Annotated in this window: 20 protein-coding genes and 1 other annotated feature; all 20 genes read left to right on the top strand. The window is 47.1% G+C overall.

Annotation, left to right across the window (positions count from 1 at the left end; all coding sequences use genetic code 11):
• The first annotated feature begins 20 nt into the window (after window positions 1–20).
• Complete coding sequence (locus CEF13_RS21020) at window positions 21–686, top strand: septum site-determining protein MinC (RefSeq protein WP_102713672.1); 666 nt, start codon at window positions 21–23, stop codon at window positions 684–686.
• A gap of 3 nt (window positions 687–689) precedes the next feature.
• Entirely contained in the window at window positions 690–1,481 is a 792-nt protein-coding gene (minD, locus tag CEF13_RS21015; protein ID WP_102713670.1) for a septum site-determining protein MinD, read from the top strand.
• A 7-nt stretch (window positions 1,482–1,488) separates the two neighbouring features.
• On the top strand, window positions 1,489–2,634 hold the full coding sequence (locus CEF13_RS21010) for an FtsW/RodA/SpoVE family cell cycle protein (RefSeq protein ID WP_102713668.1): 1,146 nt from the start codon (window positions 1,489–1,491) through the stop codon (window positions 2,632–2,634).
• A 158-nt stretch (window positions 2,635–2,792) separates the two neighbouring features.
• Window positions 2,793–3,704 (top strand): M23 family metallopeptidase, encoded by a 912-nt coding sequence (locus CEF13_RS21005; RefSeq protein WP_166742737.1) that lies wholly within the window; start codon window positions 2,793–2,795, stop codon window positions 3,702–3,704.
• Window positions 3,697–4,578 (top strand): M50 family metallopeptidase, encoded by an 882-nt coding sequence (locus CEF13_RS21000; protein ID WP_102713664.1) that lies wholly within the window; start codon window positions 3,697–3,699, stop codon window positions 4,576–4,578. The genes CEF13_RS21005 and CEF13_RS21000 overlap by 8 nt, the downstream gene beginning before the upstream one ends.
• 36 nt (window positions 4,579–4,614) lie before the next feature.
• Window positions 4,615–5,862, top strand: coding sequence for an Rne/Rng family ribonuclease (locus CEF13_RS20995; RefSeq protein ID WP_102713662.1), 1,248 nt, complete (start codon window positions 4,615–4,617; stop codon window positions 5,860–5,862).
• A gap of 85 nt (window positions 5,863–5,947) precedes the next feature.
• Window positions 5,948–6,037 (top strand) — a sequence feature (ribosomal protein L21 leader region).
• 15 nt (window positions 6,038–6,052) lie between these two features.
• Window positions 6,053–6,364: a 50S ribosomal protein L21 gene (rplU, locus tag CEF13_RS20990; RefSeq protein WP_102713660.1), complete on the top strand. Its 312-nt coding sequence runs from the start codon at window positions 6,053–6,055 to the stop codon at window positions 6,362–6,364.
• A 12-nt stretch (window positions 6,365–6,376) separates the two neighbouring features.
• The gene (locus CEF13_RS20985; protein WP_102713658.1) at window positions 6,377–6,712 is read left to right on the top strand and encodes a ribosomal-processing cysteine protease Prp; all 336 of its coding nucleotides are present in this window, start codon (window positions 6,377–6,379) and stop codon (window positions 6,710–6,712) included.
• 88 nt (window positions 6,713–6,800) lie between these two features.
• On the top strand, window positions 6,801–7,112 hold the full coding sequence (rpmA, locus tag CEF13_RS20980; protein WP_102713656.1) for a 50S ribosomal protein L27: 312 nt from the start codon (window positions 6,801–6,803) through the stop codon (window positions 7,110–7,112).
• A gap of 133 nt (window positions 7,113–7,245) precedes the next feature.
• Window positions 7,246–7,983 carry a Spo0B domain-containing protein gene (locus CEF13_RS20975; protein ID WP_102713654.1) on the top strand — a complete coding sequence of 246 codons (738 nt, stop codon included), beginning with the start codon at window positions 7,246–7,248 and terminating at the stop codon, window positions 7,981–7,983.
• A 13-nt stretch (window positions 7,984–7,996) separates the two neighbouring features.
• Window positions 7,997–9,322 carry a GTPase ObgE gene (gene obgE / locus CEF13_RS20970; protein WP_102713652.1) on the top strand — a complete coding sequence of 442 codons (1,326 nt, stop codon included), beginning with the start codon at window positions 7,997–7,999 and terminating at the stop codon, window positions 9,320–9,322.
• Window positions 9,323–9,477: 155 nt separating this feature from the next.
• Complete coding sequence (locus CEF13_RS20965) at window positions 9,478–9,915, top strand: ACT domain-containing protein (RefSeq protein ID WP_102713650.1); 438 nt, start codon at window positions 9,478–9,480, stop codon at window positions 9,913–9,915.
• A gap of 25 nt (window positions 9,916–9,940) precedes the next feature.
• Window positions 9,941–11,227 (top strand): homoserine dehydrogenase, encoded by a 1,287-nt coding sequence (locus tag CEF13_RS20960; protein WP_102713648.1) that lies wholly within the window; start codon window positions 9,941–9,943, stop codon window positions 11,225–11,227.
• Between the two features lie 5 nt (window positions 11,228–11,232).
• A complete protein-coding gene (gene thrB, locus CEF13_RS20955; RefSeq protein WP_102713646.1) occupies window positions 11,233–12,210 on the top strand; it encodes a homoserine kinase in 978 nt (325 codons plus the stop codon).
• Entirely contained in the window at window positions 12,207–13,079 is an 873-nt protein-coding gene (gene pheA / locus CEF13_RS20950) for a prephenate dehydratase (protein ID WP_102713644.1), read from the top strand. The genes thrB and pheA overlap by 4 nt, the downstream gene beginning before the upstream one ends.
• A 181-nt stretch (window positions 13,080–13,260) precedes the next feature.
• On the top strand, window positions 13,261–15,711 hold the full coding sequence (locus CEF13_RS20945) for a LysM peptidoglycan-binding domain-containing protein (RefSeq protein WP_102713642.1): 2,451 nt from the start codon (window positions 13,261–13,263) through the stop codon (window positions 15,709–15,711).
• A gap of 157 nt (window positions 15,712–15,868) precedes the next feature.
• Window positions 15,869–16,498 carry a BofC C-terminal domain-containing protein gene (locus CEF13_RS20940; RefSeq protein ID WP_102713640.1) on the top strand — a complete coding sequence of 210 codons (630 nt, stop codon included), beginning with the start codon at window positions 15,869–15,871 and terminating at the stop codon, window positions 16,496–16,498.
• 196 nt (window positions 16,499–16,694) lie between these two features.
• On the top strand, window positions 16,695–17,198 hold the full coding sequence (gene ruvC / locus CEF13_RS20935; protein ID WP_102713638.1) for a crossover junction endodeoxyribonuclease RuvC: 504 nt from the start codon (window positions 16,695–16,697) through the stop codon (window positions 17,196–17,198).
• Window positions 17,195–17,830 carry a Holliday junction branch migration protein RuvA gene (gene ruvA, locus CEF13_RS20930; protein WP_102713636.1) on the top strand — a complete coding sequence of 212 codons (636 nt, stop codon included), beginning with the start codon at window positions 17,195–17,197 and terminating at the stop codon, window positions 17,828–17,830. Before ruvC ends, ruvA begins: the two co-directional genes overlap by 4 nt.
• 19 nt (window positions 17,831–17,849) lie before the next feature.
• Window positions 17,850–18,851, top strand: coding sequence for a Holliday junction branch migration DNA helicase RuvB (gene ruvB, locus CEF13_RS20925; RefSeq protein ID WP_102713634.1), 1,002 nt, complete (start codon window positions 17,850–17,852; stop codon window positions 18,849–18,851).
• The last annotated feature ends 41 nt before the right edge of the window (window positions 18,852–18,892 follow it).

The raw sequence follows: 18,892 nt of genomic DNA, 5'->3' as shown, positions 1-18,892 counted from the left end.
TAGGTTGGGGAGGGACGAACGTGACCGAGAGACAGCATATTATTATTAAAGGCGTTAAAGAAGGTCTCGTGTTCCTTCTCGACGATAAGTGTGAATTCGCTACGCTTCTAGACGAGCTGCAATATAAGCTTGAGAAAACGCATCAGCAGTTACTTACGGGTCCTCTTGTCCATGTCCAGGTAAAGCTTGGTTCCAGGCATATAACGGACGACGATAAGGATCGGATCAAAAGTGTCATTAAGTCGCAAGGCAATTTAATGGTACAGTCCGTTGAATCGGACCCGCCGCTGATCGATTCCGAGCAGCAGAAACAGCCGAATCTGCAAGTGTTAACCTCTATTATTCGCTCAGGACAAACCTATGAGCATGATGGGGATTTGCTCTTAATCGGCGATTTGAATCCAGGCGGAACACTGCTCTGTACAGGGGATATTTATGTGCTTGGAGCATTGCGCGGCGTCGCGCATGCGGGCATAGGAGGACGGACCGACGTCATTATTGCAACATCGCTAATGCGGCCTACTCAGCTTCGCATAGCGGATGTTATCAGCAGGCCGCCGGAAGAGTGGATGACTGGCGATGCTTCAATGGAGTTTGCTTTCTTAAGCGAAGGTAGAATGCAGATTGATAAGCTAGCGCAATTATTCCGCATACGTCATAATCCTATTATGTTTAAAGGAGTGTAGAACATGGGAGAAGCAATTGTTGTGACATCAGGGAAAGGAGGAGTCGGCAAGACGACTACCTCGGCAAACCTGGGCACTGCGCTAGCTTTGCTTGGCAAGAAAGTATGTATGGTGGATACCGATATCGGACTTCGGAATCTAGACGTCGTTATGGGTCTGGAGAATCGAATCATATATGATCTGGTTGATGTAGCGGAAGGCCGCTGCCGTTTGAATCAAGCTCTCGTTAAGGATAAACGATTCGACGAGCTTTACATGCTCCCTGCCGCACAAACGAAGGATAAGGATTCAGTTACTCCTGAACAGGTACGCAATATGATTCTAGAGCTGAAGAAGGAACATGATTACGTCATTATCGATTGTCCGGCCGGGATTGAGCATGGCTTCCGCAATGCGATTGCGGGTGCGGATCGTGCAATCGTTGTTACAACTCCGGAGAATGCAGCAGTACGTGACGCAGACCGTGTTATCGGCTTGCTGGAGCAGGAAAAGATCCCCTCCAAGCTCATCATTAATCGAATTCGACAAAATATGATGAAAAACGGCGATATGCTTGATATTGATGAAATTTGTCAGGTGCTGGCCGTTGATTTAGTTGGAATTGTACCCGATGATGAGAAAGTTATTTCTGCTGCAAACACTGGAGAGCCGACAGTAATGAATCCATCCTCGCGCGCTGCTATCGCCTACAGAAACATCGCCCGCCGAATATTGGGAGATATGGTTCCCCTTATGCTGCTTGATGAGAAGGCGGGAGCGTTCAAGCGTTTCCGTAAGTTTCTTGGAATAGGATGAATGCGATTTGCTTAATAAAATAAAAAAGCTGGATTGGGGAATTTTAATTATTTTAGTATTCCTCATGATTATCAGCATCGTTGTTCTTCATAGTGCTACAGCCAATTTCCCTAAATATGCAAGCTCCGATATGCGCCAGCTGATGTTTTATGGCATAGGATTTTTCATAGCAATTGCCGCAACCTTATTTGATTATCGCATTGTGCTCAAAAGCTGGCATGTGCTGTATGGTTTCGGTGTTTCTTTGCTGATTCTCGTCTATTTCTTCGGACAGACCATCAATGGTGCCAGAGGCTGGTTCAAATTCGGCAGCTTGTCGATTCAACCTGCTGAAATCGTCAAGATTGTTCTCATAATCGGCATCGCCTATTTGATGGGGCGTCGACGGGGTGAACGGTTAACCTTTACACAAGATCTGATTCCGATCGGAGCTTTTTCTTTAGTACCCTTTGTTTTGGTCATGATTCAGCCGGATTTGGGTAATGCGATTATTTACCTGGTTATCGTTCTCGGCATGCTTTGGATTGGAAATGTGAAATATACGCATGTTATAACGGGTTTGGCTGTTGTTGTTGGCGGACTTGTTCTGTTTGTCTCTCTCTTTAATATGTTCAACACTGAAATATACGATTATTTGAGCGATAAGGGCATGGGGCATTGGCATGGAAGAATCAATACGTTCATTAACCCGGAAGAAGCAAGCTCTGATGCGAAATTTCAATCAGAAAATGCGCAAATTGCGATTGGCTCGGGCGGTTTGAACGGTGACGGTTACATGAATGGCGATATGAAAAACGGCGGCTTTATTCCTTACCCTTATTCTGATTCGATCTTTGTGGTCATAGGTGAGGAATTCGGCTTTCAAGGCTCAGCCATATTGCTATTGTTATACTTCTTGCTTATTTACCGCATGATTATGATCGCTTTCAAATGTTATGATTTGCGAGCTTCATTTATCGTGATTGGAATTGTCTCCATGTATGTATTTCAAATTTTCCAAAATATCGGAATGATGATCGGCCTTATGCCGATTACAGGCATTACATTGCCTTTCATCAGTTATGGGGGAACTTCTCTCCTGCTTAATATGATGTCAATCGGACTTGTATTTAGCATTAAAGCCCATCAAGAGGTTTATGAAATGGCTGAGTAAGAGGCCTGCTAAAGCTGCTTCTGAGACGGATAAAATCCGTTCACAGAGGGAGCTTTTTTTATGTTCATAACACTCTCGCATACTTGTCTTACTCGTTACATATCCATGAATAAAGGAATAAGCTGTCGGCAGCGACGATGGAAGCGAGGGGAAGCGAGATGAAGATGAAGGACGGAGTTAACAAAAACAGGCAGGAAAAAATGAAAGCTATGCTGGAAAGGCAGTTGATATCGGAATCTGCGGAGGAGAGCAATCCTGAAACTTATTTACCGCTGCAGGAACCATTTTTCTATGAGCAGGACAGGGAGGAGCTTGATCCTGAAGCGGTATGGAAAAGTAATCCCAACCCTTGGGCGAGCTGGAGCGAGGATAATAGCTTTGGTGATAAAAGGAGATTCGTAAAAGGTCCAGACATAGCCAATCAAAAGGATCCCTCTTTTGGTCCGCATAAATATACATTCCGCAAAGAGCTCCAGTGGAAGCTGGCTATCGCATTATTGATATTTGCGACGATATGGGCTTTGTTCCGATACGATAATGAATGGACACAGGGCGGACAAGCATTGGTCAAGCGCGCTTTGACCGATGAAATCGATTTTGCTGCGGCTGCAACCTGGTACAAGGAGACTTTTGCGGGAGCTCCCTCCTTCATTCCTATCTTTCAGAACGAATCACAAACGGCGGTAGGAGCAGATGGAACGGTCATTCTTCCTATCGTCGCCCCATTGCATAGCTCATCTCTTATCCGAACCTTTGCAGAGCTTCTTAACGGCATAGAACTGGCGGGCGGCTCAGAGCAGGAGGTAGTAGCTGTAGAAACGGGACGAGTGATTGTCGTTACCAACGAGGAAAAGGACGGCGCAACGATTGTTATTCAGCATGCGAATAATCGAGTGACGGTCTATGGATTGTTAGGTACAACAGATGTGAAGGTTAACGACTGGGTTGAAGCGGGTGATCCGATTGGTCATTTGCTCACATCTGTTGGTTCGGAGCCGAGCATGCTCTATTTTGCAGTGAAACAAAATGGCCTTTATATCGACCCTGTGGGCGTGATACCGATTGATTAAATGGAAAGGAATGATTTGGTCGGTTCATCCATTGTTCGTCATTATTATGCTGGGATCGGTTATAACCGGCTACTTCGCAGAGCTGTTTACGTTATTTCTGCTGGTATTCGTCCATGAGCTGGGGCATGTGCTTGTTGCAAGAAGCTTCGGATGGACGATTCGCGAGGTGAAGCTGCTTCCTTTTGGCGGTGTAGTCGAGGTAGAAGAGGCTGGCGGTGTTCCGGCGAAGGAAGAAGCGCTTGTTGCCATAGCAGGGCCGCTGCAAAATCTCTGGATGGGATTAGCAGCTTTTGTATGCGGCAAGCTTGGCTTCTGGGATGCTGGCTGGGCGGAGTATGTATGGAAAGCGAATATGATGATTGGCTTGTTTAATTTACTTCCGATTCACCCGCTTGATGGCGGAAAGCTGCTGCAAGCCGCATTAAGCTATCGCATTAATTATTATAGAATGCTTATTTGGTCAGCACGCATCAGCCTGCTGTTCAGCGTGCTAATGATAATAAGTTCATTTCTTCCTATGCTGATCTATCGAGACGGCCTGCAGCTTAATTTGCTCATTGTTGGCATATTTCTGTTCATGACGAATTGGACGTACTATCGGAACGTTCCTTTTTTGTTTTACCGCTTCTTAATGTACCGCGGACGGGTCACCATTCATGCCTTATCGAAAGGTCATATAGCTAGTCCTATCATTGTCAACAGCCGACAGTCGGTGCTATCGGTTGCCAAATTATTTCTCAGAGAGCAGTATCATCTGATTTATATGGTTGTGCCAGGAACCAATGAAGTGAAAGTATTGCCCGAGCAGAAAATTGTCGAAGGATGTTTGTCGGAAACAAATCCGGGCCGTGCAGTATCCGAGCTTTTCATGTAAAATAGAAAAAAAGCTAACTGGGCAGGTGATCGCTGGATGAAGCAAATGTTGTTGCATGTCCACGGTGAAATGCTGCAAACCGCAGTGCTCGAGAATGGACGCCTAGTCGAATTTTTCATGGAGACATCCAAAGCCAGCAGTTTGGTTGGAAATGTCTATAAAGGTCGTGTCGTTAATGTTCTGCCTGGCATGCAGGCAACATTCGTTGATATTGGATTATCCAAAAATGCTTTTTTGTATATTGATGAGCTGCTGGATCCTCACTTGGAGAAGCAGCCCAAGCCAAAACCTCTCATACAGGATTTAGTTAAACCTGGTCAGGAAATTATTGTACAAGTCATGAAAGAGCCGTTTGGGGGCAAAGGAGCTCGTGTAACGACACATTTCACGCTGCCTGGACGTTGGCTGGTATATATGCCCAATGCGGATTATGTCGGCGTTTCAAAGAAGATAGCTGCTGAAAGCGAGCGGACAAGGCTTCGCGGCATTGGGGAGAAGCTAAGGCAAAGCGGAGAAGGCATTATACTTAGAACAGCGGCTGGCGGTGAGAGCGAGAGCTCGTTGCATGGTGACGTCTCTCAGTTAAGAGCGTTATGGCAAGTCATAATGGAGCAAGTGGATGCTTCGCAGGCACCCGCCGAGCTGCATAGGGAAGCCGGCTTAATGATACGTACGGTACGTGATACATTAACGATGGACATGGATGAAATATGGATAGATGATTCTGATCGGTTTGAGGAAGCTTCAGCCTTGCTCCAGGAAATGACGCCACTGCTGCGGGAGCGGTTGAAACGATACGAGTCCAAAAAGGGAGCTGCCCTGTTTGATGCCTATCGTGTTACAGAGCAGATTTCGAGAGACTTCGAACGTCGAATATCGCTTGAATGCGGCGGTCATCTCATATGGGAGGAAACAGAAGCGCTGACGGTTATCGATGTGAACACAGGAAAGTTCACGGGAACCTCTGGGCTTGAAGATACCGTGTTTCGTACAAATTTGGAAGCGGCTGATGAAATAGCAAGATTGCTTCGCGTGCGGGATGTCGGGGGAATTATTATTATTGATTTTATAGATATGGGAGAAGAAGAGCATCGCGAGAAGGTCATGCATAGGCTGATCGAGAAGGCGCGCAATGATCAAACGAAATGCACGGTCTTAGGCTGGACAAGGCTGGGCTTGCTTGAGCTTACACGCAAGAAGGCACGTGAGAATGCGGTTCATCAACTGACGGAGCGCTGTCCAAGCTGCGGCACGGCGGGAATCCGCCCATCCACAATGAAATAGTTTTCTTTTATTTGACGATAATAATTGATATAGCTTGCATAGTATGATAAACTCATTGGGTGTGTGTCTCGTGCCTCGTGAGGAATGAGATGTACAAGTACCGCTCCGATTGGGTAAATAAGTGTTTACAGCTTAAGCTGTAAGCCACCTGAATTAGGCGAGTCTTCGAAAATAAGGAGGTGCACCAACTATGTTCGCAATCATTGTAACTGGCGGTAAGCAATACAAAGTTCAGGAAGGCGATGTTATCTACATCGAGAAACTGGACACAGAAGCAGGCGAGAGCGTAACGTTTGATCGTGTTTTGGCAGTATCCAAGGGTGACGGTCTTGTGACTGGAACTCCGGTTGTTTCCGGCGCTACTGTAACAGGTAAAGTCGAAAAACAAGGAAAAGGCCAAAAGATCATCGTTTACAAATACAAAGCCAAAAAGAACTATCGTCGTAAGCAAGGTCATCGTCAACCGTTCACAAAAGTAACAATCGAGAAAATCCAAGCGTAAGAGGGATTTTTAATGATAACTGTTACATTTGTAAGGAAGACTGCTGACAGACGGATCGTATCATTTGCAGTCGAAGGACATGCTAAATATGCGAAGCTCGGCAAGGATATTGTTTGCGCGGGCGTGTCGGCCGTTTCGGTCGGCACCGTTAATGCAATCGAGGCGCTTGCAGGAGAAGAGCTGCCGTACAAGATGAAGAACGGCTGGCTCTCGTCGGATATTCCGACGTTAGCTGACGAGGCTTCTGATGGACGGATGCAGCTCCTGCTTGAATCCATGGCGGTAATGCTTGACACAATTGCAAAATCATACGGCAAGCATGTTGTCATTCGTGAGCAGCTTGTTTAAGCTCTTACGAAGTGGTTTGCTTCACAAACCTAAGCGCATGCTTACGAAGTAGGTTTGCTTCACAAACCTTAAGAAGGAGGGAATATCTATGTTGAAACTGAATCTTCAGCTTTTCGCTTCGAAGAAAGGTGTTGGTTCCACAAAGAACGGACGTGACTCGCAGTCGAAACGCCTTGGGGCGAAACGTGCTGACGGTCAAACCGTATCTGCAGGAAGCATTTTGTTTCGCCAACGCGGAACAAAAATTCACCCAGGAACCAATGTAGGCATCGGGAAAGACGATACGCTATTTGCGAAAGTAGAAGGCGTAGTGAAGTTCGAACGTTGGGGACGCGACCGCAAAAAAGTGAGCGTATACCCAGCTGATTTGGCTCCGGTAGCTGCAGCAGTAGAAGCTTAAGTCAACTTATATGTGCAACAAGCCCCGGCCTGCATCGCTAGGCCGGTTTTTTTTATTTCAAGGCTAATGACCACGCGTTTGACGCGTGGTATACTGGATAAGCTAGGAAAAACGATGAAAGTAGGATCAATCGATGGGACGCTTAATAACGGCGAAGTATTATGCGGCGGCAACAGTTATCGTGCCATGCGCTGCTGTACTTATTTGGCCTTCTAAAGTGTGGTTAATTGCTATCTTTCTCGTTTGGCTTATTGCTGCTGCAATTTACTGGATATTAACGGAACGGAAGGAACATGCGCAGCGAACGGACCGGACGATTCAATCACTGCAAACTGCAAGTATACGAACACTTAATCATCATCGGCATGACTGGATGAATGACTTGCAAGTTGTGTTCGGCTATATCAGGCTGAAGAAGCTGGATAAAGCAGCCGAGTATGTGGAGAAAATAAGTGAACGGATGCAAGCCGAAAGCAATATTTCAAAGCTTGGCGTTCCATCCTTAATTAGTTATATTCAATCCTTTCGGACGATTTCGAATACGCTGGAGCTGCAGGTTGTCATTAAAGGCGCGATTCATTTGAACGAAATAACGGCAGAAGCCAATCAAATAGCCGATTCGCTCATTCACACGATTAACGCATATCGGTTTGCAGTGAAGCCGAGCTATGGCAATGCTGCTGTTCTTACACTTGAGCTTTCTCGGGATGATGAAGCGCTGTACGCAGCTTTTTATTACGAAGGCGAGCTGATGAATGAGCAGCAATGGAAACAAAAAATACAACAGCAGTTGGAAGGCGCGTTAATGCAGCCGATCAACTTCGAGCAGCCATATGCAAAAATGCTGCTGAGGGCGGAAATGCGCGCGTGAACGGAGGCACAACATGTTTGTCGATAAAGCGAAGATATTTGTAAAAGGCGGCGACGGGGGCGATGGTATCGTTTCGTTTCGTCGTGAGAAATATGTCGAGCAGGGTGGACCTGCAGGCGGCGACGGCGGTCGCGGCGGCGATTTGATTTTCCAAGTGGACGAAGGCCTTCGCACATTAATGGATTTCCGCTATCAGAAGCATTTCAAGGCAGATCGCGGTGAACGCGGCAAAGTAAAGAGTATGCATGGAGCTGGAGCTGAGGATACAATTGTCCGTATACCTCCAGGCACCATTATTATTGATGACGATACGCAAGAAATTATTGCGGATATGACACGTCACGGTCAGAAGGTTGTAATCGCAAAAGGCGGACGAGGCGGACGAGGCAATATTCGTTTCGCTACTCAGAATAATCCTGCTCCTTACATCTCTGAGAATGGGGAAGAAGGGCAAGAGCGCTGGGTTGTGCTTGAGCTTAAAGTAATGGCCGATGTAGGACTTGTCGGATTCCCAAGCGTTGGAAAATCGACGCTGCTATCCGTTGTATCGGGAGCGAAGCCAAAGATTGGCGCGTATCACTTCACGACAATTACTCCTAATCTAGGCGTAGTTGATGTAGGGGACAGCCGCAGCTTTGTTATGGCTGATTTGCCGGGTCTTATTGAAGGCGCACATGAGGGCGTAGGTCTTGGACATGAGTTTCTGCGTCACGTTGAACGGACCCGGGTCATTATTCATGTCGTTGACATGTCTGCATCCGAAGGCCGCGATCCATTCGATGACTGGCTGAAAATCAATGAAGAGCTTGTTCTCTATAATGAGAAGCTGGCTGATCGTCCGCAAATTATCGCAGCTAACAAAATGGACATGCCGGATTCAGCTGAGCAGCTTGAGATATTCAAGCAGAAGCTCGCGGAAGCTAGCGGTGATCGTCAATATGAGATACTGCCTATTTCCTCGCTGACGAAGCAAGGCATTCAAGAGCTGCTTTACAAAGCGGCTGATATTCTGGACACTGTATCGGATCAGGTTGAGATCAATGACGTGAAAGATGTAGCGGAAAGAAAGGTTTACACTTACGAGAAGAAAGAAGAAACGACATTCGCGATCCATAAAGAGGATGAAGTATTCGTTATCGTAAGCGAAGGCATCGACAAATATATGAAACGAATGAATCTAACCTCCTATGACGCTGTTATGCGTTTTGCGCGGACCATGCGTAAAATGGGTGTGGATGCGGAGCTTCGCAAAATGGGGGCTAAGGACGGCGATTTAGTTCAAATTGGCGACTTTTCCTTCGAATTTTTTGAAGGCAGCGACTATAACCCTAACGGTTAAAATAAAAAAAGCTATAACTGGCGAGCCAGTAAAGCTAATAAGTTAACAGAAGACGGCGAAAGCCGTCTTTTGTTGTTTGCCTATTGCTCGAAATCATAAATTTCGATATAATGTCCACTATGGATGAACAATTGTCTTTTTGAGGAGGACGTATAGTGACTAAACGCTATTATGTCGTTCGGGAGGACATTTTACCGGAAGCGATCATAAAGACGATACAAGTGAAGGAGATGCTAAGTCGAGGCGAAGCGTTAACCGTCCATGAGGCGGCTGAACGAGCGGGACTGAGCCGAAGCGCCTTCTATAAGTATAAGGATGGCGTCTATGCGCTTAATGAGCTGGAACGAGAGAGAATCGCCACGATATCGATGGATTTGGATCATCGCTCTGGCGTGCTGTCGAAGGTGCTCAGCATGGTAGCGAGCCTGGACGGTAATGTGCTGACAATGAATCAGAGCATACCGCTGCAAGGCTTTGCTAATGTCGTCATTTCTGTTGATATCTCGCAGCTAACCGGGGAATTGTCGTCGCTCGTCGAATTGCTTCGCAGTCAAGCAGGCGTGCGTAAAGCTGCGGTCATCGGACAAGGTTAATAGGATTAGACAACGGAGGGAATATATGAAGCCGGTTAAAGTAGGTTTATTGGGATTAGGTACTGTTGGAACAGGTGTTGTCCGCATTGTAGAAGGACATCAAGAGGATTTGGCTAGTCAGGTTGGTTCGCCTATCGTTATTGAAAAGGTGCTCGTGCAGAACAAGAGCAAGTTACGCAATATTGCCATAGATTCAGATAAGCTGACGGAGGATCCATGGGAGATTATCCGTCATCCTGAAATCGATGTTATCGTTGAAGTAATGGGCGGTGTTGGTCTAACGAAGGAATATATTATGGAAGCACTCTCACTTGGCAAGCACGTCGTAACGGCAAACAAAGATTTAATGGCGCTGCACGGACCGGAGATTCTGGCTAAGGCTGAGGAGAATCGTTGTGATGTGATGTACGAGGCTAGCGTTGCCGGAGGTATTCCAATTATCCGTACGCTTGTTGAAGGCTTCTCTTCCGATCGGATTACGAAGATAATGGGTATCGTCAACGGCACAACTAACTTTATTCTGACAAAGATGAGTCAAGAGGGCGCATCTTATGTAGATGTATTGAAAGAAGCGCAGGAGCTCGGTTATGCCGAAGCGGATCCGACTTCAGATGTCGAAGGTCTTGATGCAGCCCGCAAAATGACGATTCTTGCTACAATTGGCTTCCGCGCGAATGTGGCGCTTGAGGACGTATCTGCGCAAGGCATTTCTTCAGTAAGCAAAGAGGATATTTTGTATGCAAAGCGGCTTGGCTATGAATTGAAGCTGCTGGGCATTGCGGAGCGTCAGGATGATCTTATCAGCATCAGCGTACAGCCAACAATGGTCAAACAATCACATCCTATTGCATCGGTTAACGGTGTATTTAATGCGGTATATGTATACGGTGAGGCCGTAGGCGAAACGATGTTCTACGGAGCAGGCGCTGGCGAGCTTCCTACAGCTACTTCAATTGTGTCTGATCTTGTTGCTGTTGTGAAAAACCTTAAGCTGGGTGTAAATGGCATGCAGGGCAGCCTATCTTACAAAGAGAAGAAGCTGAAAACAGATGAGCAAATTTCTTCGAAATATTTCTTGCTGCTTCAAGTAGCGGATCGCGCCGGTGTGCTGGCTCGCATTACACAAGTATTTGCTGATTTTGAGGTCAGCCTGGAATCTGTCCTTCAGCAGCCGAATCCATTAAATCCTGAAGCTGAAATTATTATTATCACACATGATGCGAATAAAGCAGCCATTAAGAAGGTGCTCCAAACGTTTGAATCGCTGGATGTTGTTAATCAAGTGAAGAGCGTTTATCGCGTAGAAGGTTAATCGGTATGAATAATCGCAGAGTCATTGTCAAAATACCCGCAAGTACTGCAAATTTAGGTCCGGGCTTCGATACGCTTGGTATGGCTCTTTCTTTGTACGCATGGATTGAGCTCAGTGTATGTGAACGAACGGAGTTTCAGCTTTACGGTGATGGAATGAAAGGCTTGCCGAGAGACAAATCAAATCTTATATATAAAGTAGCTCAGCTTGTTTTTAAGGAAGCGGACGTTACTGTTCCAGAGATTTCAATTTCGATGTACAGCGATATCCCACTTACACGCGGTCTTGGCAGCAGCGCGTCTGCTATCGTAGGCGCTCTAGCTGCTGCGAATGCGTTAATTGGGAGCCCGCTGACGGATCATAAGCTATTCCAGATGGCCACGGCGTTAGAAGGGCATCCAGATAACGTAGGTGCATCCCTATTCGGCGGAATTGTTGTATCGGCATGGGACGGGGAGCGAGCAGACTATGTTCGGATCGAACCGCCTCGTCAGCTTGAGACGCTGGTCGCTATCCCTGCATTTCAGCTCTCAACGGAGAAGGCTAGACATGCGCTTCCATCACAAATTAGCATGGCTGACGCCGTATTCAACGTAGGTCGCAGCTCTTTGCTTGTTGCAGCGCTTGCCAGCGGCGAGCTAAGCATTATTCGCCATGCGATGAAGGATCGGCTGCACCAGCCTTACCGCGCAGCGTTAATTCCCGGTATGGCGAACATACTTGAGCATGCGGTAGAATATGGCGCGCTTGGCGCGGCGCTTAGCGGAGCGGGACCAACACTAATCGCATTTGTTGATTCTAATTGCGACCGGAAGTCAGAGTTGGAGCAGTTTTTAATTCAAACCCTGAAGCAAGCGGGCATTGCAGCCGAGACGCTTTGGTTGTCGCCTTGTGTGCATGGTCCACAAATTACAATAGAGAATATGAAGGAACAGCCAGCATTATCTTTATTGGATAGAATAAAAGGAGAAGTTACGGCATGAAGACGATAGCGGTATTACCGGCCGGCTCCGTGTCAGATGAAGCGGCTAAACATTTATTTCAGAATGAAGAAGTAAATTGGAAGCATCATCGCCTTATATCAGATGTTTTCTTATCCACAGTTAACGGAGTTAGCGATTATAGCATCATACCAATTGAGAACACCATCGAAGGATCAGTAAGCCTTCATATGGACTGGCTTGTGCATGAGGTGGATCTCCCGATTCAAGCGGAGTGGATATATCCGTCCATTCAAAATTTGATCGGCAGGCAATCGGAGCTCGCGACGGAAGAGGGCATAATTGACTTTTCGCGCATCAACAAAGTAATCAGCCATCCGGTAGCGATAGCTCAATGCTTGCAGTTTTTACGCACTCATCTTCCTCATGCCGTAACGGAGCATGTGAGCAGTACGGCCGAAGGCGTTCGTATTGTGAGAAATAATCCGGATGCCGGGTGGGCTGCGATCGGCACAATGACAGCTGCTGGGAATGAGAAGCTTGATGTGTTGAGCAGTGAAATAACGGATCACGACAACAATTATACGCGTTTCCTATTGGTTGGGGCGAACCCGTATACGGCTCGGCATTCAGACACTCGGAAAACAAGCATATTAATAACGTTGCCGGAGGACTATCCTGGCGCTCTTCATCAAGTGCTGTCTGCTTTCGCGTGGCGCAAAATCAACTTATCGCGAATTGAATCGCGTCCAACTAAGAAGAAGCTTGGCAATTATTATTTCTATATCGACATCGAAATGGCGCTTGATACCGTGCTGCTTCCTTCTGCAATTCAAGAAATTGAAGCAATAGGCTGTCAAGTTCGCATTTTGGGAAGCTACCCCAGCTTTGCAGAAAGTAAAAACGTATAAACAGCAACGCAATCGTAATAAAATAGTGGTAAAAGCCGGTTCACTCAAAAGGTGTTCCGGCTTTTACTATTTTTTTTGTGAAATAGGAGACACCTGCCTATGTTCTGCATAAGATGTAAGGATTGATAGCAGGCACTTGCCGTGCCGAGTTATTCAGAACGTGATAGGAGGTAATCAGCGAGTGAAAATCCATATTGTTAAAAAAGGCGATTCGTTATACTTTATTGCTCAGAAGTATAATGTATCGTTGGAAGAGATTCTGAAACTGAATCCGGGCATTACGAATCCAGATGTTATTGATGTAGGCACTAAGCTGAAAATTCCGTCAAGCCAGACGGAAGGCTCAAGCGGTGGAATGGACATCATGCATCAGCATATCGTAAAGCAGGGCGATACGCTTTGGAAGCTCTCCAAGGCTTGGGGTGTGCCGCTGGCGGATATGATTAAAGCAAATCCACAATTGAAAAATCCGAATGTATTGCTCACAGGTGAGGTAGTAAACATACCTAAGGCAGGCAGTATGTCGCCGGAAATGCCGGGTCCGCAGCCAAACGAAGCCAATCATCCTCTTCACCCAAGCTCCATTATGCAAGGTGTACAGGGCTTGGTAGGGAAGCTTTCCACAGCTCCAATTATCGGAAAAACACCGACGGGCCCAGTAACAGAGAAAGCGCCTAACGCCCCTGTTAAACCTGTTGAACAGCAGGCCGCTCCTGTTAAACCAATTGAGCAGCAGGCCGCTCCAGTTCAGGAGAAAATACAAACTGCACCGATTGTAAAGCCCGTCACTCCAGCACCGCTTCCGGCTCCTAAAGCTGCAGCGGTAGAACCAGCAAAAAAAGCTCTGCCGATCGAAAAGCCGGTGGAGAAGAAGCTTAGTCCCATTCATTCGGAATACAAGCCTAATGTTGATTTATTCAAGCAGTATGGCATTCCCGCTACGGAGGCGTTGTCCTTGTATGATCTGCCAAAGGCGCCGGAGATGGTTTCTCCAATTGCGCAGCAACCGATTTATAGTGGATACGGATATAGTCAGCCTATGACTATGCCAGCTCATACAGGGCATGGGTATGGTTATGGCGGATGGCATCAGCCTATGCCGTTTGGCAACATGGTTAGCCCTCTCAGCGAAGGGCTTGGATCACCATATGAATGCCCGCCGGGAACGGTCTATGTAGGCAGCTTCTCTGCCCCTTCATCCATTATGCCGTTAAGTGCTGGCCCAGGATGGGGCTATGGAAATCAAATGGTAAGTCCACAGTCGCAAGGAGCAGAGGGAAACAGCAATATGCTTGCAGGAGCCTCGGCAATGCCTAACCAAAGCTGGGTTTCCCCGCAATCAACAGGACCGAATCAAGGCATGTTATCAACGTTGGGAACACAGTCGAACCAAGGCATGGTATCACCGCAATCAACAGGGCCAAATCAAGGCATGGTATCACCGCAATCAACAGGACCGAATCAAAGCATGGTATCACCGCAATCAACAGGGCCAAATCAAGGCATGGTATCACCGCAATCAACAGGACCGAATCAAAGTATGGTATCACCGCAATCAACAGGGCCGAATCAAAGCATGGTATCGCCGCAATCAATAGGGCCGAATCAAAGCATGGTATCACCGCAAATGACAGGTCCAAATCAAGGCATGGTATCGCCAATGGGAACAAAGCCGAACCAGGGTTGGGTATCCCCGCAATCAATAGGGCCGAATCAAAGTATGGTATCACCGCAAATGACAGGTCCAAATCAAGGCATGGTATCGCCAATGGGAACAAAGCCGAACCAGGGTTGGGTATCCCCGCAATCAACAGGGCCGAATCAAAGTATGGTATCACCGCAAATGACAGGTCCAAATCAAGGCATGGTATCGCCAATGGGAACAAAGCCGAACCAGGGTTGGGTATCCCCGCAATCAACAGGACCGAATCAAAGCATGGTATCACCGCAAATGACAGGACCATATCAAAGCATGGTATCGCCGATGGCAACACAGCCGAACCAGGGCTGGGTATCTCCACAATCAACATGGCCGAATCAAAGTATGGTATCGCCGCAAATGACAGGGCCGAATCAAAGCATGGTATCGCCGATGGCAACACAGCCGAACCAGGGCTGGGTATCTCCACAATCAACAGGGCCGAATCAAAGCATGGTATCACCGATGGAAACACAGCCGAACCAGGGCTGGGTATCTCCTGCTAATATGCAGCAATTCGGCGGCTACGGTCACGTGAATAATATGGTATCGCCGGAGTTCATGCAGAATGATTATGGTTACGGACACGGCTACAGCTATAGCAATGACTTCGTTACTCAAGAGAATATGCAGCCTGATTTCGGGCAAGGGTATGGTTATTCCGCCGCTGGTTTTCCGCCATATCCGTCATACCCGCCATATCCCGCTTGGCCACAAACGGCAGGAGTCAGTGCGAATGCTAATAAGTCGGATTGCGGCTGCAAAGGCAATCGCTCGGAGCCGTCTACCGCTAAACAAGTAGAGGTAGAAACGCCAAAAGCAGTAAAAACAGCAGTTCCGCGAAAAAATTCAAAAAAAGCGGTCATCCGCACAGTCACATCACGCCCTAGCAAAACAAAAAATCGCAACAATCAACCGTGGATTAATCGTTAAGTTCAAGTTAAGAGCCTCTGCTCTCTCTGCCAAACAGAGAGGACGGAGGTTTTTTTTCGTTATGGAATCAGAAGAAATTTGTATATTGTAGATGAATGAGAATAATTATGTATGATTGGCGCACACTATCAGAAAATATAATGAAGGGGTCTTCCTTATGATGGAATTCAGCCTTTGGAAAAAATTGAAAAAACGGTTTCGCCGCAAGCGCCGTCCGATGTGGATGCTGGGATGTATGTTATTAAGCTTGTTGATCGGCTGGTTGATCCCGATTCATACTGTTCAAATGTATGCTTTTTCTCCGGAGCAGTCTGACTTTACTCAAATGTTATTGGAGAAAGAGAAGCCTTGGTCGGTTAAGCTCCATCGTGTATACGTATGTGGAGATGAAATCAAACCTCTTGGGATCATGATGACAGATCAGATCCAGCAGTTAATGAAGGAGAATCCAAAGTGGAAAGGTAAGCTGGGCAATGAGAGCAATACTGTATTTCTAGAACAGCACGTTGACGATCTGTCTGAGCACTGCAAGGCGAATGCTTATATGGGGTTGGATAAAAAAGGGAATTTAACATTGTATGATGGCGTACCGAAAAAAGAAAAAGTAGTACGTACTTTTTTTCAGCTTGATGTTCATTACCTAGAGAGCAGTCTCCCGCAGGACAAGCTGGATCAGCTAGCCAAAGGAATTCGAATAAGCGACATCGATGAATACAATAGTGTGCTATCGACTTACAGCGACTATGCGATAGAGCTTAATCAGAAAGTGATGAAGCCAGCCTATTAATCGAATAAAAAGAGAAGAGGACGCGCTCCAGCAGCGATACGTCCTCTTTTCTTTGTGTCTATTGGCTTAAATATCAAACGCGCGTTCTCATTCCCGCCATCTTTTGCTATAATGGTTGAAGCAACTTTTGCTTCGCGTACTGAAAGGCATGCTTTGGAAGCGAGTTTCACATGGAATTTTTTAAGGAGTTGGCGGTTTGCGTGTTCTTGGGATTGACCCTGGTATTGCAATAGTAGGTTTTGGATTTATAGATAAAGTTGGACATAAGCTCACACCTGTGCAATATGGCGCTATACAGACGGAAGCTCATACCCCTCCTGAACAGCGCCTGCTGCAAGTATATGAGTCTGCATGCGCATTGATGGATAAATACAAGCCGGATTCCGTTGCGGTAGAGAAGCTTTTTTTCAATCGAAATGTGACTACAGCTTTTGATGTGGCGCAAGCCAGAGGAGCTGTTATATTGGCTGCAGCGCAGCGCGGTTTGCCTATTGGAGAATATACGCCGCTTCAGGTTAAACAGGCTGTAGTCGGTTATGGCAAAGCAGAGAAGAAGCAAGTGCAGGAAATGGTCAAAATGTTTCTTAAGCTTGCTGTTGTGCCGAAGCCCGATGATGTAGCAGATGCGCTTGCGGTTGCCATTTGCCATGCGCACTCTGCTGTCCTGACACAGAAAATAAATGAGGTGAAACGTTCGTGATCGATTTCTTGAGAGGCCTTGTCGTTCATTTAGAGTCGGAATATATCGTTCTGGACGTTAGAGATACAGGTTACCGTGTATTTACACCAAATCCTTATGCTTTTGCAAAAAAAGAAGAGCCTGTAACCGTCTATATTCATCATAACGTTCGCGAGGATGCTATTCTATTGTTTGGCTTTGAAACACGCGAGGAGCAGACGCTGTTCCGCAAATTGCTTGAGGTGTCGGGCATAGGACCGCGCGTGGCATTAGGCATTTTATCGGGAGGCCGGCCGGATGCCGTTATTGCAGCTATTCAACAAGAGAATATCGCTTTTCTGACGAAGCTTCCCGGTATTGGGAAGAAAACCGCGCAGAGGATGATTCTGGATTTGAAGGATAAGCTGATTGGCGCTGGACTAGATGGAGGCTTATTGACAGCCGCTGGCGTAGCGCTGGATCTTACCTCCAGCAAACATTCGGGTCAAGGTGCCGGAACGGCGTGGTCGGAAGCGCGCGAAGCGCTTGCTGCCCTCGGATATACAGCGGCAGAGCTGGATCGTGCATGGACAGGCTTGCAAAACACTGTAACACCGGAGGAAACGGTCGATTCTTTAATGAAGCGGGCTTTGCAGCAGCTCTTTAAAGGCTGACAGAGGGAGATGAACGCAGGTGGATGATAGAATCATTTCCGCAAACCTTATGATGGAGGATCAAGCGGTTGAGCTTAGCTTGCGTCCCCGTTATTTGGCCGAATATATTGGACAAACAAAGGCTAAGGAAAATTTGAAAATTTATATTGAGGCGGCCAAAATGCGCAAAGAAGCACTCGATCATGTGCTTCTATACGGACCGCCGGGTCTGGGGAAGACGACGCTGTCCAACATTATTGCTAATGAGCTGGGCGTAAGTCTTCGCACAACCTCGGGGCCAGCCATTGAACGACCGGGTGATCTTGCAGCATTGCTTACGAATCTGCAGGAGGGTGATGTGCTTTTCATCGATGAGATTCATCGGCTGCATCGCACCGTAGAAGAAGTGCTGTATCCGGCAATGGAGGATTTCGCGCTGGATATTATGATCGGCAAAGGTCCGAGCGCCCGCTCGGTCAGACTTGATTTGCCGCCATTCACACTCATAGGGGCTACGACACGTGCCGGCTTGCTCTCCGCACCGCTCCGTGACCGGTTTGGAGTTGTAAGCCGTCTAGAATTTTATACGATAGATGAGCTTGCGTTTATTGTGGCAAGAACCGCAGAAATTTTGGATGTCGGCATCGTGGGAGAGGCGGCTTCTGAGATTGCAATGCGTTCACGCGGAACGCCGCGTATCGCGAATCGGCTGCTCAAGCGTGTGCGTGACTTTGCGCAGGTTCGGGGCGATGGCGTCATTACGCATGATATTGCACGTTCGGCTCTGGAGCTGCTGCAGGTTGATCCAAGGGGACTCGATAATATTGATTACAAAATGCTTCAAGCGATGATGACAACCTTCGCAGGACGACCTGTTGGTCTGGATACGATTGCCGCTACTATCGGTGAAGAGAGTCAAACCATTGAAGACGTATATGAGCCGTATCTCATGCAGATCGGTTTTTTGCAGCGCACGCCGCGCGGACGCATAGCGACTGATAGCGCATATCGCCATCTCGGATTACCTGTGCCAGAGAAGTAATCGAGACATGGGACGCGAGGAAGCAACAGATCGAGGGGGAG

It is taken from the genome of Paenibacillus castaneae (assembly GCF_002884445.1).
Classification (GTDB): domain Bacteria; phylum Bacillota; class Bacilli; order Paenibacillales; family Paenibacillaceae; genus Pristimantibacillus; species Pristimantibacillus castaneae.
The sequence above is the reverse complement of the archived record's forward strand: the minus strand, read 5'-3'. Positions and strand labels throughout refer to the sequence as shown.